19 protein-coding genes and 1 tRNA gene are annotated in these 19,462 nt (G+C 68.5%); 10 read left to right on the forward strand and 10 right to left on the reverse strand.

Annotation, left to right across the window (positions count from 1 at the left end):
• Positions 1–20: 20 nt before the first annotated feature.
• The gene (locus ND450_RS32335) at positions 21–1,403 is read right to left on the reverse strand and encodes a helix-turn-helix domain-containing protein (protein ID WP_089907501.1); all 1,383 of its coding nucleotides are present in this window, start codon (positions 1,401–1,403) and stop codon (positions 21–23) included.
• A gap of 207 nt (positions 1,404–1,610) precedes the next feature.
• Between ND450_RS32335 and ND450_RS32340 the strand changes: the two genes are divergently transcribed.
• Complete coding sequence (locus tag ND450_RS32340) at positions 1,611–1,886, forward strand: hypothetical protein (RefSeq protein ID WP_245785796.1); 276 nt, start codon at positions 1,611–1,613, stop codon at positions 1,884–1,886.
• A gap of 13 nt (positions 1,887–1,899) precedes the next feature.
• Positions 1,900–2,259 carry a hypothetical protein gene (locus ND450_RS32345; protein WP_030480258.1) on the forward strand — a complete coding sequence of 120 codons (360 nt, stop codon included), beginning with the start codon at positions 1,900–1,902 and terminating at the stop codon, positions 2,257–2,259.
• Positions 2,260–2,504: 245 nt separating this feature from the next.
• Here ND450_RS32345 and ND450_RS32350 read toward each other — a convergent pair whose 3' ends face one another.
• From ND450_RS32350 to ND450_RS32360, 3 genes are read right to left on the reverse strand one after another with little or no spacing between them, the layout of a single operon-like run.
• Positions 2,505–3,287 (reverse strand): SDR family oxidoreductase, encoded by a 783-nt coding sequence (locus tag ND450_RS32350; RefSeq protein ID WP_253322163.1) that lies wholly within the window; start codon positions 3,285–3,287, stop codon positions 2,505–2,507.
• The gene (locus tag ND450_RS32355; protein ID WP_253328061.1) at positions 3,287–4,447 is read right to left on the reverse strand and encodes an MFS transporter; all 1,161 of its coding nucleotides are present in this window, start codon (positions 4,445–4,447) and stop codon (positions 3,287–3,289) included. The genes ND450_RS32350 and ND450_RS32355 overlap by 1 nt, the downstream gene beginning before the upstream one ends.
• 40 nt (positions 4,448–4,487) lie before the next feature.
• A complete protein-coding gene (locus tag ND450_RS32360) occupies positions 4,488–5,735 on the reverse strand; it encodes a GH1 family beta-glucosidase (protein WP_253322164.1) in 1,248 nt (415 codons plus the stop codon).
• Between the two features lie 82 nt (positions 5,736–5,817).
• On the opposite strand from ND450_RS32360, the gene ND450_RS32365 reads away from it, so the two are divergent.
• The gene (locus tag ND450_RS32365) at positions 5,818–6,462 is read left to right on the forward strand and encodes a TetR/AcrR family transcriptional regulator (protein ID WP_089907494.1); all 645 of its coding nucleotides are present in this window, start codon (positions 5,818–5,820) and stop codon (positions 6,460–6,462) included.
• Here the strand turns inward: ND450_RS32365 and ND450_RS32370 are convergent.
• Positions 6,459–7,640 (reverse strand): amino acid deaminase/aldolase, encoded by a 1,182-nt coding sequence (locus ND450_RS32370; RefSeq protein WP_253322165.1) that lies wholly within the window; start codon positions 7,638–7,640, stop codon positions 6,459–6,461. The two genes, ND450_RS32365 and ND450_RS32370, sit on opposite strands and share 4 nt — an antisense overlap.
• Before the next feature lie 86 nt (positions 7,641–7,726).
• On the opposite strand from ND450_RS32370, the gene ND450_RS32375 reads away from it, so the two are divergent.
• Complete coding sequence (locus ND450_RS32375) at positions 7,727–9,010, forward strand: D-arabinono-1,4-lactone oxidase (protein WP_253322166.1); 1,284 nt, start codon at positions 7,727–7,729, stop codon at positions 9,008–9,010.
• Positions 9,011–9,188: 178 nt separating this feature from the next.
• Here the strand turns inward: ND450_RS32375 and ND450_RS32380 are convergent, their stop codons facing one another.
• The 5 genes from ND450_RS32380 to ND450_RS32400 all read right to left on the reverse strand — a co-directional run bounded on the left by ND450_RS32380 (position 9,189) and on the right by ND450_RS32400 (position 11,764).
• Positions 9,189–9,845: an NAD(P)H-binding protein gene (locus tag ND450_RS32380; protein ID WP_253322167.1), complete on the reverse strand. Its 657-nt coding sequence runs from the start codon at positions 9,843–9,845 to the stop codon at positions 9,189–9,191.
• 45 nt (positions 9,846–9,890) lie between these two features.
• Positions 9,891–10,508, reverse strand: coding sequence for a hypothetical protein (locus tag ND450_RS32385; protein WP_089928501.1), 618 nt, complete (start codon positions 10,506–10,508; stop codon positions 9,891–9,893).
• A 461-nt stretch (positions 10,509–10,969) separates the two neighbouring features.
• The gene (locus ND450_RS32390; protein ID WP_253322168.1) at positions 10,970–11,230 is read right to left on the reverse strand and encodes a hypothetical protein; all 261 of its coding nucleotides are present in this window, start codon (positions 11,228–11,230) and stop codon (positions 10,970–10,972) included.
• A complete protein-coding gene (locus tag ND450_RS32395) occupies positions 11,200–11,565 on the reverse strand; it encodes an alcohol dehydrogenase catalytic domain-containing protein (RefSeq protein WP_253322169.1) in 366 nt (121 codons plus the stop codon). The genes ND450_RS32390 and ND450_RS32395 overlap by 31 nt, the downstream gene beginning before the upstream one ends.
• 116 nt (positions 11,566–11,681) lie before the next feature.
• A tRNA-Leu gene (locus ND450_RS32400) sits at positions 11,682–11,764 on the reverse strand.
• Between the two features lie 117 nt (positions 11,765–11,881).
• On the opposite strand from ND450_RS32400, the gene ND450_RS32405 reads away from it, so the two are divergent.
• From ND450_RS32405 to ND450_RS32430, 6 genes are read left to right on the forward strand one after another with little or no spacing between them, the layout of a single operon-like run.
• On the forward strand, positions 11,882–13,132 hold the full coding sequence (locus ND450_RS32405) for a DUF3662 and FHA domain-containing protein (RefSeq protein ID WP_253322170.1): 1,251 nt from the start codon (positions 11,882–11,884) through the stop codon (positions 13,130–13,132).
• 51 nt (positions 13,133–13,183) lie between these two features.
• A complete protein-coding gene (locus ND450_RS32410) occupies positions 13,184–13,645 on the forward strand; it encodes an FHA domain-containing protein (RefSeq protein ID WP_030465595.1) in 462 nt (153 codons plus the stop codon).
• Positions 13,642–15,081 carry a PP2C family serine/threonine-protein phosphatase gene (locus ND450_RS32415; protein WP_253322171.1) on the forward strand — a complete coding sequence of 480 codons (1,440 nt, stop codon included), beginning with the start codon at positions 13,642–13,644 and terminating at the stop codon, positions 15,079–15,081. Before ND450_RS32410 ends, ND450_RS32415 begins: the two co-directional genes overlap by 4 nt.
• Positions 15,082–15,084: 3 nt before the next feature.
• Positions 15,085–16,557, forward strand: a complete 1,473-nt coding sequence (locus ND450_RS32420; RefSeq protein ID WP_253322172.1) for an FtsW/RodA/SpoVE family cell cycle protein — start codon at positions 15,085–15,087, stop codon at positions 16,555–16,557.
• On the forward strand, positions 16,554–18,026 hold the full coding sequence (locus ND450_RS32425) for a penicillin-binding protein 2 (protein ID WP_253322173.1): 1,473 nt from the start codon (positions 16,554–16,556) through the stop codon (positions 18,024–18,026). The genes ND450_RS32420 and ND450_RS32425 overlap by 4 nt, the downstream gene beginning before the upstream one ends.
• Entirely contained in the window at positions 18,026–19,462 is a 1,437-nt protein-coding gene (locus ND450_RS32430) for a serine/threonine-protein kinase (RefSeq protein ID WP_253322174.1), read from the forward strand. Before ND450_RS32425 ends, ND450_RS32430 begins: the two co-directional genes overlap by 1 nt.

A 19,462-nucleotide genomic window follows, 5' to 3' on the forward strand; every position in this document is an offset into this window, starting at 1 on the left:
GGACCCAAACGAGTTCCGTATCAGGCGGCGCTGTCGGCTCCCGTGAAGCGCGCGACGCGGTCGGCGAGCTCGCGGGCCTCGGGGTTGTTGCGGCGCTTCTCGGCTTCCTTCTGCAGCGGCTCCATGCGCTGCTTGGTGCGCACCGACTTCAAGCCCTCGGACAGGTCGACGGCCTGGCCACCGACCTTGGCGCCGTGGTCGATGTCGCCCTGGATCAGGTGGTTGATCGACATGGAGGTGAGGTTGAACGACTTGCTGCGCGCCATGTCGTCGCCGAAGCTGTTGATCGCCTTGGAGAGGTACGGGATCGCGGTCCGCGCGTACTTGGGGTCCACCGACTGCGCCAGTTCGGTGTGCACCGTGCCGATCATGGACGAGAGGTCGATCTCGTTGAAGAACCGCGCCCACGCCGGCGCTTCGGCGACGTTGGAGCGGGAGAACTCGTCACGGGCGCGGCCGAGCAGCTTGAGCGCCTGCTCGTCGGAGCCCATCTTCGCGTAGGCCCAGGCCTCGTTCGCGCACAGGATGCCGACGGCCAGTTCGGAACCGGAGTTCTGCGCGGCCAACTGGCCCAGCTGGAACACCTTCAGCGCGTCGTCGGGGGCGTTCTGGTGCAGGTAGACGCGCCCCATGCGGTACAGGATGTTCGCCATCAGGGCCTCGTTGTCGCCCTGCTTGGCGAGGTCGAGCGCCTGACCGAAGTGGTTGCGGGCCGAGTCCATCAGGCCGGTGTCGAACGACGTCCAGCCGGCGAGGTTGTGCAGGTCGGCCAGTGCGACGAACAGCCGCTGGCGGACGATGTCCGTGGAGCTCGCGCCGAGCATCTGCTGTCCCCAGGACAGCTGCGCGACGACCGCGTCGCGGCAGGAACCGCCGCCGTACTGGTAGTCGAGGGCCCGCAACGCACGAGTCGCCGCTTCGACCTGGCGCACATCGGTCATGCCGATGCGTCCCGGAGCCGGAGTCTGTGTGGGGTGTGAAACCCACGACCCGGAGTCCGCTCCGAACACGGCCGCGCCGACTGTCACGGCGGCGGCGTGCGCGAGGAACTTCCGACGCTTCACCGACTCTTCCTCCTCAGGATGGGGTGAGTCCGCGGCTGCGGCCACCCGTACTGCCGTTGTCTCGTCATAGGCGAGACCCATGTATCCACGTGGGACACCCAGGCCGACGGCGATCCTGGTCAGGACGTCATATGCCATCACCTGGCGTCCCTTGAGGATCTCCGAGACCTCGGACTGCGACTGCCCAGTGAGCGCCGCGATCTGGCGCTGGGACACGCCGTGCCTTCGGAGCAGCCGGTAGACCGAGCTGATCTCTCGTCGGGCCAGTGCGTCCCGCATCTCCTGGTGGTCCCACACCTCGGTGGGGATCGGAGAGCCCTGGGAACTCATGGTGTTCATCGCGCACCCTCACAGTCCGTTGGGCGTCATCGGCAGACTAGGGGCAGGTCCCCGAGCCCGAGAAGTCCTCTTCGGCGGAGCTGATCGGCCCTACCGAACACCGCTTACCGCTCACCGTAAGACTTTTACCGGTGGGCGCTGTGACGTCCCGTTCCGGCATGAATCATCGCAATCTGGACTCCGGTAAGCGAGTGAGCACGGAGAGGAATGACCAATCAGATGGACAGCTCCTCCTCGTACTCCACCTCCATTGTGGAGACGGGTGACCCCGACCCCACATGGCGCGGCACGACCGGGCAGCGTCGGACGTGGCAGATCAGCTGCGGCGACGTGGTCGACCGGGACCGCCAGCTCACCGTGAAGGTCGTTCAGGGCCAAGTGGTTCTGGTGGGACCTCCCGGTGAGACGGCAGTCTTGTCCCACGACCAGCTCGTACAGCTCAGGGCTGCGCTACGCGAAGCCGCCGACCAGGCGGAAAGGTGACGGTGACGTTTCGATGGACGCGATCCTCGGACAGGTTCTTCGCAACGCTGTGTGGGAACGCCTCGACCTGCTCACGGAGCTGGCGAGCCGCGCTGACGCCCCGTCCCTCCTGTCGGTGGCTCGATCCGAGCTCCCTCGGCTGACCGAGGGATGGCGTGCTCTGCTGGCAGCGCACGAGCCGGACGAGAAGGGCAACTGCCCTGAGTGCTCCGGCCGCTGGCGCCAGCAGAAGTCACCTTGCTCGGTGTGGCGCGCCGCGTACGAACACCTGGTCGCGGGCGGACTCGCCCCGCGCCCGGCTCGCCACCTGCGCGAGGCCCCGGTGACCCCTCCTGTCACCCGGTCCCGCCGCGCGGTGGCTCGAGCCCACTAACGGGCGTTTGCGACCGACCTGGCGTCCCCCCGACACGACCAGGTCTGCAAACCGCCTACTGACCGGTGGCTCGCGATGTGCGAACCCCCGACCGCGACATCGCGAGCCCCGGTCAGCTTCACAACTCCACGGATTCCCGCGGGCCGGTGGCGTGCACCCACCCTCCCCGACCGTCGCCGGTCCGCGGTCACCAACATCGGCCCCCCGCCTGCACCTCCCGCGCAGGTAGGGGGCCGTTTCCATGCTCAGCGGTGCGTGCCCGTCCTCCACGCCAGGTAGCTCGTCAGGCCGGGGAACAGCCGCCCCGAGATCTCGAACGCCCTGAGCTGCCACGGGAACAGGTGCTCGGCGCGTTCCTTTTCCACGGCATCCACGATCGCCTTCGCGCACCTCGCCGGCGTGACCGTCGGGATCATCAGCCGGGCGATCGCCGGGATCCGCTCCTCCGCGCCGGGGTTGTTGACGAAGTACTCGCTGCTCACCTTGCCCGGCACCACCTCGCTGACCCCGACGCCGGTTCCCCGCAGGTCGAGGCGCAGGGACGCGGTCAGGCCGCGCAACGCCCAGCGCGACGACTGGTAACCGACGCAGCCGGGGATCGGCAGGCGCGACACCGGTGAGTTCACGTTGACGATCCAGCCGGACCCGCGCGCCCGCATGGCGCCGAGGTACTCCCTGGTCAGCAGCAACGCCGCCAGGTACGGCACCGCGGTCATCGCGACCAGCTCGTCCGGCTCGGTGTCGTCGAGGAAGAGCCAGCGCCCGACACCCGCGTTGTTGACCAGGACGTCCGGTGCCGGGACCTCCTCGGCGAGTGCGCGGATCTGCGCGGCGTCGGCCAGATCGGCCGGGTGGGCGGTCGCCGAGCCGCCGAACTCCAGGATCCGCTTGACCTGTTGATCGAGCAGTTCGGCGCTCCGGGCCACAAGGTGGACATGAGCGCCGTGCGCGGCGAACCGGAAGGCCGCCTCCGCGCCGATGCCCTGGGACGCACCCGTGACCAGAACGTTCTTGCCCTCGACCCGCATCAGACCACCGATCGCACTCGACTCATCAACACCGCCGCCAGCGTCGTCGCCAACGCCGACACCGCGAACAGACCGCGGTAGCCACCCAGGTTCGCCAAGATCAACGCTGTCAGCAAGGGAGCGATGACCTGCGGTAACGCGTTCGCAACATTGAGGACACCCAGGTCCTTGGCCCGGTCGGACGCAGCCGGCAGCACCTGCGTCAGCAGCGCGATCGCCACGGCCCAGTACGTGCCGAAGCCGACGCCGAGCAACGGCGCGGCGACGAGCGCACTGGTCCAGGTGGGCCAGACGACCAGCAACAGCGCCGCGAGGGCCATGACGACCGACGCGAGGTACACGTACGGCTTCCGGCGGCCAGAACGATCACTTCGTGCGCCGAACAGCACCGCTCCTGCGGCGAGCGCCACCCCGTAGAGCGCCATCAGCACCAGGAGACCGTCCTCCGGCGACGGGTGGTGGACGACGTCGCCGAGGAAGTAGAGGAGGTAGAGCGTCCCGAACGCGTTGCCGAGGTTGATCATCAGGTGGCCGAGCCAGGCCCAGGCGAAGTCCGGGTGCTCGCTCGGGGAGATCCAGAACGTCGGCTTCACCGGCTTCGCGATGAGCTGCGTGTCCGGCGTTCGCCACACGAACAGAAGGGCCCCCACCAGCACGATGACCGCGCACGCCAGGTAGCCGTTGGTCAGTCCGCTGACCAGCAACGTCACCACGACCGCGCCCAGCACCGTGCCGAGCATCTGGCTGATGCCGATGAGCCCGCCAACCTGCGCCCGTTGCACGACGGGCACGCGGTCCGGCACCGCGGAGGTGAGCGCGGCGAGCATGCCGCCGATCCCCGCCTGCACCAGGCTCCAGCCGATGGTCATGACCAGCACCGACGGCGCGTTGGCGAGAACGGCCAGGCCGACGGCGCCGACAACCGCGCCGGCCAGCGTCCACGGGTGGCGACGGCCGAACCGCGAGGTCGTGCGGTCGCTGAGGAACCCGATGAGCGGCACGACCAGCAACGACACCAGCGCGCCAACGCCGGTGACGATGCCGAACACCAGTTCCTTGTCGGCCTTGTCGAGCAGTTCGGCCTGCTGCGGCAACAGCACCTGGATGGGCGCGTAGATCGCGAGCCACAGCCCGAGGTTCGCGGCGAAGAGCCAGGCCATCCAGCCCCTGCGGACCGGGACGACCGGTTCGGCGAGCGCCTCACTCACCTCTGATCACCCCGCGGTACCAGTGGAAGGAGTCGCGGGGCGTGCGGACCTGCGTGTCGTAGTCGACCTCGACCAGGCCGAACCGCTGCGAGTACCCGGCCTCCCACTCGAAGTTGTCGAGCAGCGACCACACGAAGTACCCGGAGACGCCCGCCGCCCGGGCCGCCTTGAGGTGTCCGTCGAGGTAGGAGATCCGCTCGGCGTCCTGAAGGCCTGCCGGGAAGCTGCATCCGCTCTCGGTGACGTGGACCGGCGGCAGGTCCGGATGGCGTTCGCGCAGCGCGTTGATCACCTCGGTCAGTCCGGCCGGCACGATCGGCCAGCCGAACCCCGTGCGCTCGTACTCGTCGATCTCCACCAGTTCGAACGGCAGGGGGTTGCCCTCGGACGGCGCCCTGAGCCGCGTCGGGTTGTAGTAGTTGACGCCGTAGAAGTCGAGCGGCTGGTGGATCGTGGCCAGGTCACCATCGGCGATAGGCAAACGCTCGGCGACTGCGTCGGGATATCGGCCCGACAACACGGGGTCCGCGTAGATCCAGTTGTGGATTTCGCCGTACGCCTCGGCGGCTGCTACGTCATTCGGCCCAGCAGGCCACGCGGGGGTGTGGTTGTTCGCCGTGCCAACCGCTTGCGCGCCGGACGAACGGAGCACTTCGACCGCACGGCCGTGAGCCAGGTTCAGGTGGTGGGCGGTGGGCAACGCGTCGAAGAGCAACGTCTTGCCAGGGGCGTGCTCACCGATCGCGTAGCCCTGCAACGTCACCATCGCGGGTTCGTTGATCGGGATCCACAACTTCACGCGGTCGGCCAGGCGCTCCGCGACCAGTGCCGCGTAGTCGGCGAACCTGTCGGCGATGTCGCGGTTCAGCCACCCGCCCTCAGCTTCCAGGGCCAGGGGCGTGTCCCAGTGGTACAACGTCACCACGGGGGCGATTCCGGCGTCGGCAAGCGCGTCGACCAGGCGGTCGTAGAAGTCGAGGCCCTCGGCGTTGACAGGTCCCTTGCCGGACGGCTGGATGCGCGGCCACGCGACCGAGAACCGGTACGCGTTCACGCCGAGCTGCGTCATGAGCGCAACGTCCTCACGCCACCGGTGGTAGTGGTCGCACGCAACGGAAGCGTTCTGGTTCTCGTGTACCGGAGTGAACTCGTCCCACACCGAGGGACCCCGGCCGCCGGCATCGAACGCGCCCTCGATCTGGAACGCGGACGTCGACACTCCCCAGAGGAAGTCGCTCATCGATCCTCCAAATGTGAAACTTGTTCGGATCGTAGGCGTGTTGACAGGTTCAGGGAAGTGAAAGAGCCGTGCAACGGGCAAGATGGAAGTACCCGAACCACTGGGAGTCGCCGTGACGAGCACCACCCCGCTTCGCCGTCAGCCCGTCCAGCAGCGCAGCGCCAAGAGAGTCGAGCGCATGCTCGAGGCGTGCGCGACTCTCATCGACGAGGTGGGCTACGACGGCGTCACCACGACGCTGATCGCGGAGAGGGCGGGCGTCGCGGTCGGCTCGCTCTACCAGTTCTTCCCCGACAAGAGAGCCGTCGTGCAGGCGCTGACGCTGCGCAACGTCGACAAGTTCTCCCAGGGCATCACCGAACGGCTCGAGCAGGCGACGCTCGAGCACTGGTGGGACGCCGTGGACACGGTGTTCGACGTCTACGTGACGATGCACCGCGAGATCCCCGCGTTCGGGAAGCTGCACTTCGGCGACGTCGTGGACATGCGCCTGCTCGACGACCGCCGCGACAACAACGCCGTCATCTCCGACAAGATCTCGGAGCTGATCTCGGGCAAGTTCGCCATCCCGTTCGGCGAGGTCGGCCTGCCGATCGCCATCGCCGTCGAGGCGGCCGACGCCGTGCTGAAGATGGCGTTCCGCAACAACCCGAACGGCGACCAGGCGATCCTCGTCGAGGCGAAGGCGCTGGTCAGGGGCTACCTGTCGTCGCGCCTGCCGGCCTAGCCGAAGTTGCGGCGCTCGCCGCGGTACGTGGGCACGGTGCGCTCGATGCTGTCACCGCGCACCAGGTGCACCTCGTCGAACCGCTCGAACAGCTCACCGGCCTTGGCGTGCCGCATCCAGACGCGGTCGCCGATCCCGAGCTGTTCCGCGGCCTTGCCGGTGACCGGCGTCTGCACCTCGCCCGCGCCCTCGAACCCGAGCGTCTTCAGCCCTTCCGGCAGGTACGGCGACGGCTGGCGGTCGGGCGTGGGCGTGCCGGACGCGATGTAGCCGCCGGCGAAGAGCGTGGCGACCCGCTTCGTCGGCTTGCGCACGACCGAGAGCGCGAACAGCGCGGCGGGTTCCGGCTTGAACGACTGGTAGGCGTCGAACAGCGTCGGCCCGAAGAGCCCCGATCCCGCCGCGAGCTCGGTCACCGACGGGTCCGACCCGGTCAGCTCCAGGCTGCCGGTCCCGCCACCGTTGACGAACTCCAGCTCGGCGACCTGCCGGACCGCGCTGACCACGGCCGTCCGCCGCGCGACCAGCTCGGGCCCGGACCTGCGCTGGATGAACCGGATCCCGAGCGCCCGGAACGGCTGACCAGGCGGGTTGTCCCCCAGCCCGGCGATCTGACCCTCGTACGCCATCACGCCGACGAGCTTGAACCCGCCGCGCTGCACGATCTTGGCCGCAAGCGCTTTCGCCTGCTGGGCCGTGTGGATCGACGACCGACGAGGACCGATGTGCACCCCCGGCAGCGGCCGCCACGACACGTCGAGCTCGAGGCACACCCGGATGTCGGCGTGCGGCCCGATCGCCGCGTCCACGAAGTCGAGGTGCTCCAGCGAGTCGACCATGATCGTGACGCGCTGCCGCGCGGTCTCGTTGGCCGCGAGCTTCTGCAGCGACGCCCGATCCGCGGTCGGGTAGGCGACCAGCAGGTCCTCGCTGACGTTCTGCTCCGACAACCACAACGCCTCGGCCAGCGAGTAGCACATGACACCGGCGTAACCGGACCGTTCGAGCGCCCGGCTCACCAGCTCGCGCACGCGGATCGACTTGCTCGCGACCCGGATGGGATGACCGGCAGCGCGACGGGCGAGGTCCGCCGCGTTGTGGTCGAAGGCGTCCAGGTCGACGATCGCGAACGGAGGATCCAGATCCTTCGTCGCGGCGTCGAGTCGAGTTCTGCGCATGCTCTGACGGTACGTCCTCAACCCTTGAAACGTGAAGAGCTTTCACTTACGTTACTGGCAGGTCACACTCTCTCGTGGAGGTTCGCGTGTGGACGAACTGGGCTAGAACGGCCACCTGCACCCCCGTGCGCGTGGTCCACCCGTCCAGCACGGACGAGATCGCCGCGGCCGTCCTCTCCACGGGCCGAGTGAGGGCCCGAGGCAGCGGCCATTCGTTCAACGACATCGCCGTGGCGCCAGAAACCGCCCTGGACCTGGACCGCTGGACGGGAATCGTCCGAGCCGACACCGAAACCGGCCTGGTGACGGTCCGCTCCGGCACTCCCCTGCGGCAGTTCAACGCAGATCTCCACCGCCTGGGCCTGGCCATGCCGAACCTGGGCGACATCGACGCCCAAACAGTCGCCGGCGCGGTCTCCACCTCGACCCACGGCACAGGCGCCAAGCTGGGCGTCCTCGCCACAGCGATCGAGTCCCTCGAACTGGTCCTGGCCGACGGCTCAGTGGTCACCTGCTCCCGAACGGAACGCCCCGACCTCTTCAACGCGGCCCGAGTGGGCCTCGGCGCCCTGGGCATCATCAGCACCCTGACCCTGCGCTGCGTGCCGTCGTTCGTCCTCCAGGCGTCCGAATCCCCGGGCCGCCTCGACGCCGTCCTGGAACAGTTCGACGACCTCTGCGCGGTCGAGGACCACGTCGAGTTCCACTGGTTCACCCACTCGGACCGAGTGATCCTCAAGCGCAACAACAGGATCACCGACCCGGCAAGGCCCCTCTCGAAACTCCGCCAGACGTGGGAGTACGAGGTGATGGAGAACGCCGCATTCGGCGCCGTCACGAAGGTCGCTCGCAGCTTCCCGCGCTACACCAAGCGCCTCAACGAACTCTGCGGCTCCCTGATCTCCGAACGGTCCTATTCGGACTACTCGCACAACGTCTTCGTGACCCCACGCCGAGTCCGCTTCGTGGAGACGGAGTTCTCCATCCCCCGCGACACCCTCCTGGACGTGATCGGCGAACTCCGCGCCGTCGCCGCCAAGCTGGGAGAGCGCGACCACCTGATCGTCCCGTGCGAGGTGCGAGTGGCCCAGGCCGACGACATCTGGCTCTCCACGGCGAACGGCCGCGACACCGCGTACATCTCGATGCACCAGGCACTGGGCATGCAGTACAAGGCGTTCTTCGACGCGTACGCGAGCATCGCGGCGTCAGTGGGCGGCCGCCCGCACTGGGGCAAGATGCACGACCTCACCGCGACCGAGCTCCGCCCGCTGTACCCGCACTTCGACGACTTCCTGCGGGTGCGGGACGAGGTGGACCCGGGCAGGACGTTCAGCAACGCGTACCTGGACCGCGTGCTGGGCGCCTGATCGGCGCGATGCCGCAGGCGAGCCGTACCAGGTGCGATGCCGGAGGTGAGCCGTCTTCAGCAAGAGGTGCCGGTGGTGGGACCCACCGCCACCGCACCACACCAGGCAACACGCAGCCGCTCTGAGCAACAGGAACAGGCCGCACGCGACAAGACCACGGACCGGCAGCCGGCACCCGTCAGAGAATCGCTCGAACAGCCTCAGCCACAGGAGTCTCACCATTGGTGAGCTCCAAGGTCTTCCCGATCGTGTTCCGAGCGCTCACCAACTCCGCCAACACAGCGGCGACATCAGCCCGAGTGACCGAAGCCCGAGGCAACCGAGGCGCAGCAAGGGTCACCAGCCCAGTCGCAGGATCGTCAACCAACGGCCCAGGCCGAAGGATCGTCCACTCCAGATCCCGCCCCCGCAGGTCCTCCTCAGCCAACTTCTTGGCCTTCAGATAAACCGCGAACGAAGGATCCACCTCAGGGGAGTCAGCGGCTTCGATCCCCACCGTCGACACCTGCAGGAACCGCCGCACCCCCGCCTCCACGGCAGCGGAGGCGAAGAGCGCAGCGGCCCCGTAGTCCACGGTGTCCTTGCGGGCGGCACCCGATCCGGCACCAGCACCAGCGGCGAACACGGCCGCGTCAGCGCCGTTCAAATACGAGGCGACCGAGTCCAGATCGGCGGACTCCAGGTCGCACAACACCGGAACGGCTCCGGCTTCCTGCACGTCACCAAAATGATCGGGATTGCGGACCAGTGCGGTGGCGGTGTCCCCACGGGCGGCCAGCTGCTGCTCCAGGAGCAGCGCGATCTGCCCGTGCCCACCGGCTATGACTACTCGCATGGTCCGACCGTAGATCAGTGAACCGCTGCCGGCACGACGCGTGGATCAGGAGGCGGTGGCGAGGACCTGCTCGTAGACCAGCTCGTTGACCCAGCGGGTGATGGCGGTGTCCTCGGCGGGCGCGTTCTCCTGGCGGCCGGACACGTCGACGGAGAGGTCCTTCTCGTCGTCGGCCAGCAGGACGGAGACGCCGTAGCGGCGGACGCGCGGCAGGCAGTTCGCGAGGTAGTCGTGCGAGAAGGCGACCGACTCGGGGAGGACGACCGCGGCGTTGCCGTAGCGGGCGAAGGGGACCGCGGAGGCGAGGGCGGTGCGCCAGTGGCGGGCGACGGCCAGGACCCCGACGATGCGGACGGCGGCCGGCGGGACGCGGCCTTCCATCTCCGGCCACACCCAGGTGGAGACGGTGGTCTTGTCGGCCTCGGGGCCCGCACCCACGCACACGCGCTCGGCGTGGGCGTCGGCCAGCAGTTCGGCCACGACGACGACCTTGCGGCCCATGAGGACCATTTCGGGGAGAACCACACCGTGCCAGCCGAGGCGGATCGCCGCAGCGGCTGCCAACTCCTCGACGGACGCGGGCAGTTCCGGAACCGGGACCGGGGTGGTCGACAGACCGTTCGAGCTGTCGAGTGCCGCGATCCTTGCTGGGGTGCTGCTCACGCCAGTGCCTCCTCGTCACCCGCGGCGGGAGATCCGCCACGTTTCGACTCGTGCTCTGGATAAGAATTAGCAGGAAGCGCACGGCCCGCCCCCAGGTCACAGGACCCCCTGCGATCGACGGCGCCGACCGGTCGGTGACCGGTCGAGGAATGGCGAGGGGAGTTCGGTCCTACGGTGCTGCCGTCTGGGTGACGTTAATCCGTATGGACGCACCAAAAGACCTGCTCAAAGTGGGTCCTTCAGGCGTGGCGGCGAAATGCCGCTCACCGGCGCCGGTCGCCGCCCGCCGACCGTTCACCGCGCCAGAACGACCACCTACATGATGATCACTGTCTTACCCGGTCCGTGACCTGCGAAAACATCAACAGCGTCGCGCAACGGCACACGCCGCGAAATCGGCACTTCCAGGTCGCCGGCCTGCACCAACGACGCGAGGCGCACCAACGCCTCTCGCGAGCCCTTCAAGCCGAAGTTCTGCGCGGGATCGGCGGAGCCTCGAACGACGAACGGTCAGTGCTCACGAGGTCGATCAGCGCGTCGGCCTCCACGAGAGAGTCGCCGCGGCCGATCGGGATCACACGCTTCCCGGCCGCACGGGCGATCTGAACGGCGAACGACCCGACGCCGCCGAACGCACCAACGACCAGAACGGACCGGGAGTCGCCGAGCGACTCGACCAACTGCAGAGCGGTCATGCCCGCGGTGGGCAATGCGGCGGCCACGCGGGATCCATGTCATCCGGCAACGGAGCCAACGGGTTTCCGGCCGGAACTGTGACGTACTCGGCGTATGTACCGCCGCCGACAGGACGCCGGAAGAACGTTCCGAAAATCCTCTCCCCCGACCCTTCCACCACTCCCGCACCATCGGTTCCGGGAACCAACGGGAACTGATGCGGAGCGGAGTCGCGGAGCATCCCGTTCACGACTTTGCGGTCGAACGGGTTCACGCTCGCGGCGAGCAGCCGCACCTTCATCTCATTTGGGCCCGGCACGGGCTCCGGGAGCTCGACGAGTTCGAGGTCCGCGCCGAAAGCGGCCGCCGCGATCGCCCACATGGTGCCCCCCGAACGAGTGACAGACATCACCCGGTGGATCAAGGAATCCGATACTGCCGATCAACGAAAGAACCCCCCTCGCGATTTCCGCGAGAGGGGTTCTCTCTGTCTATCTATGGGCAAGGGGGGAGTTGAACCCCCACGTCCTTTCGGACACACGGACCTGAACCGTGCGCGTCTGCCATTCCGCCACTTGCCCCTGGAGACGTTGGAAACACTAGCACGCGTCCAAACCAGGTTCCTAATCGCCCCCTGTAGGCCCGGTCGTACCCGGATACGATCGGTACAGGAGCCCGTCCGCGCGGAAGGAGTCGACATGGGCCTGCAACGCTTCGAGCGCAAGCTGGAAGGTCTGGTCGGCAACACCTTCGCGCGCGTGTTCGGCGGCAGCGTCGTGCCCCAAGAGGTGGCACAGGCACTGCAACGGGAGGGTGACAGCAACATCCGCGAACTCGCGGGTGGCAGACTGCTAGCCCCCAACCACTACAAGGTGCTCCTCGGACCTCAGGACCACGAACGTCTTGCGGGCGACGAGCAGGATGAACTACGCATCACACAGCTTCTCGCAGAGGGCCTGCGAGAGCACCTGGCCGAGTCCGGATGGGATACCTATGGTGACGTCGTAGTCTCCCTGGAGCGCTCCGAGGCGCTGCACACCGGACAGTTCCGAACCAGCTCGTCCGTCGACCCCGACGTGAAAGCGGCCAGCCGACGGTCAGCACCACCTCGCACCGCAGGAGACCGATCCATGAGCCAGCCACCCGGCTACGGACAAGGACAGGGCCAGCCCGGCCAGGACCCTTATGGTCAGGGCGGCTACGGCCAGCAGGGTTACGACCAGCAGGGCTATGACCAGCAGCAGGGCTACGGCCAGCCGCAGGGTTATGGCCAGCAGGGGCACGACCAGGGCTACGGCCAGCAGCAGGGCTACGGCCAGCAGGGCTACGACCAGGGTTACGGCGGCGGCCAGCAGGGCGGCGGCTACGACCAGGGTTACGGCCAGCAGCAGGGCTACGGCCAGCAGGGCTACGACCAGGGCTATGGCGGCGGCCAGCAGCAGGGCTACGACCAGGGTTACGGCGGCGGCCAGCAGGGCGGCGGCTACGACCAGGGCTACGGCCAGCAGCAGGGCGGCGGCTACGACCAGGGTTACGGCCAGCAGGGCGGGTACGACCAGGGTTACGGCCAGCAGCAGGGCTACGGCCAGCCTGGCGGCTACGACCAGGGCTACAACCAGGGCGGATACGCCCCGCCGGCCACCCAGGGCGCCAACCGCCAGCTCAACGCGACCCTGCACCTCGACGACGGATCCAACCGGACGTACAACCTGAAGCAGGGTGGAAACGTCGTAGGACGTGGGCAGGAAGCCGACTTCCGCCTCCCGGACACGGGAGTCTCCAGGCGCCACCTGGAAATCTCCTGGGACGGGCAGAATGCGATGCTCGCTGATCTCGGTTCGACCAACGGCACCACGGTGAACGGCACGCCAGTGCAGACTTGGCAGCTCGCGGAAGGCGACGTCGTCCGCATCGGCCACTCGTCACTGGTCTTCCGCACCGCGGGCTAGAGGTCGACACGGGCGTCGGTAAGCAACTCAAGGCAGGAGCGGTTACAACCGGTGCCAGAGCTGGTGATGCAGCTGACCAGAGCGGGCTTTCTCGTGCTCCTCTGGCTCTTTGTGCTGGCCGCCCTACGTGTGGTCCGCTCTGATCTCTACGCAGCCTCAGGGCTCCGGGCGTCAGGTCTGCCCGGATTCCGGAGGTCCGAGAAGTCGGCGAGGGGAAGCAAGGCGCCTCGGCAACTCGTGGTCACCCACGGGGCGCTGACCGGCACCCGCATCTCGCTCGACGGCAGGCCGATCCTGATCGGCCGCGCTGACGACTCCACCCTCGTCCTGGACGACGACTTCGCGTCGACCAGGCACGCGAGGCTGTCCATGCGCGGTACCGACTGGTACGTGGAGGACCTCGGCTCCACGAACGGCACCTACCTAGACCGAGCCAAGGTCACCGCACCCCTGCGCGTACCTCTCGGCACCCCGATCCGCATTGGCAAAACGGTGATCGAGCTGCGCTCATGACCTTGGTTCTTCGATACGCGGCCCGCAGCGACAGGGGCCTGGTTCGTTCCAACAACCAGGACTCCGTGTACGCGGGCCCCCGCCTGCTCGCAGTCGCCGACGGCATGGGTGGCCACGCCGCCGGTGAGGTCGCGAGCAAGGTGGTCATCGCCTCGCTGGCCCACGTCGACGACGACGAGCCTGGTGACGACCTCCTCGGCAAGCTGCGCGACGCGGTCGCGAGTGGCAACGGCGCCATCTCCGAGCTCGTGACGAGCGACCCGGACCTGGAGGGCATGGGCACCACGCTCACGGCCATCCTGTTCGCGGGCAACCGCCTCGGACTCGTGCACATCGGCGACTCGCGCGCGTACCTCCTGAGGGAGGGGTCCTTCGCCCAGATCACGCACGACGACACGTTCGTCCAGTCGTTGATCGACGAGGGCCGGATCACCCCGGACGAGGCGGCCACGCACCCGCAGCGCTCGTTGCTGCTGCGCGCCCTCACGGGGCACGACTTCGAGCCGAGCCTCACGGTGCGCGAGGCGCGCGCCGGCGACCGGTTCCTGCTCTGCTCGGACGGTCTGTCCGGCGTCGTGAGCCTGGAGACGCTCGACGAGGCGATCCGCATCCCCGACCCGCAGGCCTGCGCGGACCGGATGATCGAGCTCGCGCTCAAGGGCGGCGGTCCCGACAACGTCACGGTGATCGTGGCGGACGTCGAGGACGTCACCTTCGGCGACGACTACCCGATCGTCGGTGGCGCGGCCGGTGACGGCAGCGAGGAGCACAACACCCCGCCGGACTCCGCGGCGTCACGGGCGAGCGCGCTCACGCAGCAGCGCCCGCCGATGCCGCAGCGGATGGAGGCCCCGCCGCCGCCCCCGCAGGACCCGAAGCGCAAGAAGCGCAACGCCCTCAAGGCGTTCGCGCTCATCTTCGTGCTGCTCCTGCTGGCCGGTGTCGTCGCGGTCGGCGGCAAGCTGTGGCTCAACACCCAGTACTACGTCGGCGCCACCGAGGACGGCCAGGTCGCGATCTTCCGCGGTCTCAACGGCTCCGTGCTCGGCTTCAAGCTGTCGTCCAAGGTCGAGGACTCGTGCCCGCCCGGATCCACGGGCTGCACCCCGATCACGCTGAAGGACCTGCAGGAAGCCGGTCGCAAGACGATCACCGCCGGCATCCGCAGCGACAACGGCCTGGACGGCGCGCGCGCCGCGGTCCGCCTGCTGCGCACCGAGCACATGCTGCCGCTGTGCAAGGACACGTCGTCGACGTCGACCAGCACGACGCCCTCGACGCCTCCGTCCACGACGAGCAGCACGCCCGGCAGCACGCCAGGCAGCGTGTCCAGCACGGCGCCGCCGCCCAACGGGTCGACCGAGTCCACGTCCACCGAGCCTTCGCTCACCCCCTCCCAGCAGAAGCCGGGTGTGGAATGCCGGGAGGGTCCGTAGTTGATGGGCTCGCCCACCCCCGCCGGGGAAGGCTCACCAGGCGCGTCGGTGGCGACCAACACGTCGCCAGGGCTCAAGGCGCCGACGCGACGCGGCACCGAACTGGTGATGCTGTCGTTCGCCGCCGGTCTCGTGACGCTGGCACTGATCCTGGTCGAACTGAACCAGGAACGCTCGCTGAGCATGAGGATCCTGTACCTGGGCCTCGCGTACCTCGGGCTCTTCGCGTGCGCTCACCTCGCCGTGCGCAGGTGGGCGCCGTACGCCGACCCGGCGATCCTGCCGTGCGTCGCGTTGCTCAACGGGCTCGGCCTGGTGGTCATCCACCGGATCGACCTGGCGCTCGAGGGCACCGTCTTCCCGGACGGCTCGGTGTGGGACCCGGTGGCGTTCAAGCAGGTCATCTGGACCGCCATCGGGTTGTTGCTGTTCGCGGCGACGCTGAAGTTCCTCACCGACCACCGCATGCTCGCGCGGTTCGGCTACACGTTCGGCCTCGTCGGACTGGTCGCGCTGCTGCTGCCCGGTGTGCTGCCCGGCTTCATCGCACCGACGATCAACGGCGCGAAGATCTGGCTGCGCATCGGACCGCTGTCGATCCAGCCGGGTGAGTTCGCCAAGATCCTGCTGATGGTCTTCTTCGCCGCGTTCCTGGTGTCGAAGCGGGACCTCTTCACCACGGCCGGCCGCCGGTTTCTCGGCATGGACCTGCCGCGCGCCCGCGACCTGGGCCCGCTGTTCGCGGCCTGGGGCGTCACGGTCGCGGTCATGGTCCTGCAGAAGGACCTCGGTTCCTCGCTGCTGTTCTTCGGCATCGTGCTCGTGCTGCTCTACGTCGCCACCGAACGCGCTGCGTGGGTGGTGCTCGGTCTCGGCCTGTTCGCCGGTGGCGCGGTCGTCGCGTGGAAGCTCTTCACGCACGTCCAGCAGCGCGTGGCGAACTGGCAGGACCCGATCGCCCGCTACGACGTCATCGGTGGCGGCTACCAGATCTCGCAGTCGCTGTTCGGGCTCGCGACCGGCGGTATCGGTGGTGCCGGGCTCGGCGCGGGCCGGCCGGAGATGATCCCCGAGGCCAACACCGACTTCATCACCGCCGTGATCGGCGAGGAGCTCGGGTTCGTCGGCTTCGCGGCGCTGCTGCTGGTCTACATGATCTTCGCGTTGCGCGGCCTGCGCAGCGCCATCGCCGTGCGCGACAGCTTCGGCAAGCTCCTGGGCGGCGGCCTCGCGTTCGCGGTCTGCTTCCAGGTGTTCATCGTCGTCGGCGGTGTCACCAAGCTGATCCCGATGACGGGTATCACCGCGCCGTTCCTGTCCTACGGCGGTTCGTCGCTTCTCGCGAACTACATCCTGGTCGCGTTGCTACTGCGAATTTCTGCGGCGGCACGGGCCCCGCAGCGGGTCGCGAAGCCGAAACCGCAACAACCGGCCATCGCGGACCAGCACACTGTGATGGTGGAGCGTCCCAAATGAACACACCGCTCCGCCGCGTCGGCATGGCCATGATGGTGATGATCCTGCTCCTGCTGGGCAACGCCACGTGGGTCCAGGTGATCAACGCCGACGAGTGGCGCAAGAACGCCTACAACCGCCGGGTGCTGCTCGACGAGTACGCCCGCAAGCGCGGTCTCATCACCGTCGCCGACGGCACGGTGATCGCGGACGTCAAGGAGACGACCGACCGCCTCCGGTTCCTGCGCACCTACAACGCGGGCCCGGCCTACGCGCCCGTCACCGGGTACCTGTCGGTCACCTACGGCACCTCCGGCATGGAGCGCGCCGAGAACGACCTGCTGAACGGCTCGGACGACAGGCTGCTGGCCCGTCGCATCTCCGCGCTGATCACCGGTCGCGACCCGGTCGGCGGCAACGTCCAGCTCACCCTGAACTCCAAGGTGCAGCAGACCGCGTACGACCAGCTGACGGCGAAGGGCTACACCGGTTCCGTCGTCGCGATCAAGCCGGACACCGGCGAGATCCTCGCGATGGCGAGCACGCCGTCCTACGACCCGAACCTGCTCGCGAGCCACGACGTGAACGAGCAGGCGGCGGCCTGGAAGCAGCTCACCTCGAAGGACGCGAACGACCCGCTGGTCAACCGCGCGACGCAGGCGCTGTACCCGGCCGGCTCGACGCTGAAGGTCGTCGTCGCCGCGGCCGCGCTGGCGGACGGCAAGAACAAGGACGCCCAGTACACCGCCAAGGGCACTGTGAAGCTGCCGAACACGCAGACGGACCTGCCGAACTTCAACGGCACCCCCTGCGGCCCCGGTGAGACGGTGTCGATGGAGACCGCGCTCGCCAAGTCGTGCAACACGGCGTTCGGCGAGATGGCGGGCCAGGTCGGCGCGAACAAGCTGCGCCGGCAGGCGGAGAAGTTCGGCTTCAACGACCCCGACCTCACCGTGCCGCTGGCCGTCGAGACCTCGACGCTCGGCCCGATCCCGGACGAGGCCGCGCTCTGGCAGACCGGCATCGGCCAGCGCGACGTGCAGATCACGCCGCTGGAGAACGCGGTGATCGCGGCGACGATCGCGAACAACGGCAAGCGCATGCAGCCGTACCTCGTGTCGAAGGTCCTCGGCCCGGACCTGAAGCCGATCGACGAGACCGATCCCGACCAGGTCGACACCGCGATGAGCACGGCGAACGCCAACGCCCTGCGGGACATGATGATCCAGTCGGAGATCAACACCGGTGGCGAGGGCCGCCTGCAGAACGTGCAGGTGGCGTCCAAGACCGGTACCGCGGAGCACGGCGCCAAGCCGTTGGAGAACAACCCGCACGCCTGGTACATCGCCTTCGCCCCGGCGCAGAAGCCGGAGATCGCGATCGCGGTCATCGTGGAGGACGGCGGCGACCGCGGTCTGGGCGCCACCGGCGGCAAGGTCGCCGCGCCGATCGGGCGCGCCGTGATGAACGCGTACCTGGCAGGCAAGTGATGCTGACCAAGGGCCAGCTTCTCGCCGACCGCTACCGCCTCACCAGGCGGATAGCGGTCGGTGGCATGGGCGAGGTCTGGGAGGCGGCGGACGACAGGCTCGACCGCCGCGTCGCCGTGAAGGTGCTCAAGGCGGAGCTCTCCGGGGACCCCGAGTTCCTGCACCGCTTCCGCACCGAGGCGCGCATGACCGCGTCGCTCAACCACCCCGGTATCGCGTCGGTGCACGACTACGGCGAGACGGCGTCCATCGCGGACGGGCCGGAGGACACGGCCTACCTGGTGATGGAACTCGTCGAGGGCGAACCGCTCGCGACGATCATCTCCCGCGGCCGGCTGACCGCCGACGTGACGCTCGACCTGCTGGAGCAGACCGGGAACGCGTTGCAGGCCGCCCACGAACGCGGCCTGGTGCACCGGGACGTCAAGCCCGGCAACATCATGGTCACGCCGTCGGGGAAGGTGAAGATCACCGACTTCGGCATCGCGAAGGCCGTGGACGCGGCCCCCGTGACGCGGTCCGGCATGGTGATGGGCACGGCGCACTACATCGCCCCGGAGCAAGCTCTTGGCGGTGAGGCCGAACCGGCGAGCGATGTCTACTCGTTGGCGGTGTGTGGCTACGAGTGCCTGGCCGGTCACCGGCCGTTCCTGTCGGACAACGCCGTGACCGTCGCGATGATGCACATCCGCGACATCGCGCCGCCGTTGCCGCGCGACGTGCCTCCGGGCGCGCGGGCGTTGATCGAGGCCACGCTGGTGAAGGACCCGAGGCAGCGCTACCGGACGGGCGGGGAGTTCGCCGCCGCGGTCAGCGCCGTGCGGGTCGGCCAGCCGTTGCCGACACCGTCCGGATTCGTCATGCCACCGATCCCGCAGCAGGTCGTGCAGCCACCGCCCCAGGTGTCCCAGCCGTTGCCGATCCCGCAGCAGTCCGCGCACCACCCGACGGGACCGGTGCTCACGGGCGCCCACCCGCCGCACCAGACCGGAACGTTCACCCCCATGCCGACACCACCGGGGAGAAACCGGACCGTCGTCTGGGTTATGGTCGCTTTTCTGGTGACCGTGCTCCTGGTGCTCGGCGTGGTCGTGCTGTGGAAGATGACCGCGGGGTCGAACGAAGGCACCGGGCAGGGTGGCCGGCCGATCACCTCCACTTCGGTGAACCCGAACGCGCCGGCGAACGGGCAGGCGAAGCCCGATTCCGCCGACCGGATACCGGGGAGTTCGCCGAAGCGGATCAACGAGGACGACTACATCGGTCGTTCCGGCGACGAGGTCAGCATCGACCTGATCGACCACGGCCTGGAGCCACGGGTGCAGAGCGCGCAGGGCACGTCGCCGGGCGACCTGAAGAAGTGCAGGGTCACCGCCATCGAGCCGACAGGCGAGGTGCCGGTCGGCTCGCAGGTGAAGGTGACGTGCGCGCCATGA

It is taken from the genome of Lentzea sp. HUAS12 (assembly GCF_024125735.1).
Taxonomy (GTDB): domain Bacteria; phylum Actinomycetota; class Actinomycetes; order Mycobacteriales; family Pseudonocardiaceae; genus Lentzea; species Lentzea albida.

What these genes read in the sequence shown, in the direction of transcription:
- ND450_RS32335 (WP_089907501.1), bottom strand. Translation starts at nt 1,403, where the DNA reads ATGAACACCATGAGTTCCCAGGGCTCTCCGATCCCCACCGAGGTGTGG.
- ND450_RS32340 (WP_245785796.1), top strand. Translation starts at nt 1,611, where the DNA reads ATGACCAATCAGATGGACAGCTCCTCCTCGTACTCCACCTCCATTGTG.
- ND450_RS32345 (WP_030480258.1), top strand. Translation starts at nt 1,900, where the DNA reads ATGGACGCGATCCTCGGACAGGTTCTTCGCAACGCTGTGTGGGAACGC.
- ND450_RS32350 (WP_253322163.1), bottom strand. Translation starts at nt 3,287, where the DNA reads ATGCGGGTCGAGGGCAAGAACGTTCTGGTCACGGGTGCGTCCCAGGGC.
- ND450_RS32355 (WP_253328061.1), bottom strand. Translation starts at nt 4,447, where the DNA reads ATGGCCTGGCTCTTCGCCGCGAACCTCGGGCTGTGGCTCGCGATCTAC.
- ND450_RS32360 (WP_253322164.1), bottom strand. Translation starts at nt 5,735, where the DNA reads ATGAGCGACTTCCTCTGGGGAGTGTCGACGTCCGCGTTCCAGATCGAG.
- ND450_RS32365 (WP_089907494.1), top strand. Translation starts at nt 5,818, where the DNA reads ATGGAAGTACCCGAACCACTGGGAGTCGCCGTGACGAGCACCACCCCG.
- ND450_RS32370 (WP_253322165.1), bottom strand. Translation starts at nt 7,640, where the DNA reads ATGCGCAGAACTCGACTCGACGCCGCGACGAAGGATCTGGATCCTCCG.
- ND450_RS32380 (WP_253322167.1), bottom strand. Translation starts at nt 9,845, where the DNA reads ATGCGAGTAGTCATAGCCGGTGGGCACGGGCAGATCGCGCTGCTCCTG.
- ND450_RS32395 (WP_253322169.1), bottom strand. Translation starts at nt 11,565, where the DNA reads ATGTGGGCGATCGCGGCGGCCGCTTTCGGCGCGGACCTCGAACTCGTC.
- ND450_RS32405 (WP_253322170.1), top strand. Translation starts at nt 11,882, where the DNA reads ATGGGCCTGCAACGCTTCGAGCGCAAGCTGGAAGGTCTGGTCGGCAAC.
- ND450_RS32415 (WP_253322171.1), top strand. Translation starts at nt 13,642, where the DNA reads ATGACCTTGGTTCTTCGATACGCGGCCCGCAGCGACAGGGGCCTGGTT.
- ND450_RS32420 (WP_253322172.1), top strand. Translation starts at nt 15,085, where the DNA reads ATGGGCTCGCCCACCCCCGCCGGGGAAGGCTCACCAGGCGCGTCGGTG.
- ND450_RS32425 (WP_253322173.1), top strand. Translation starts at nt 16,554, where the DNA reads ATGAACACACCGCTCCGCCGCGTCGGCATGGCCATGATGGTGATGATC.
- ND450_RS32430 (WP_253322174.1), top strand. Translation starts at nt 18,026, where the DNA reads ATGCTGACCAAGGGCCAGCTTCTCGCCGACCGCTACCGCCTCACCAGG.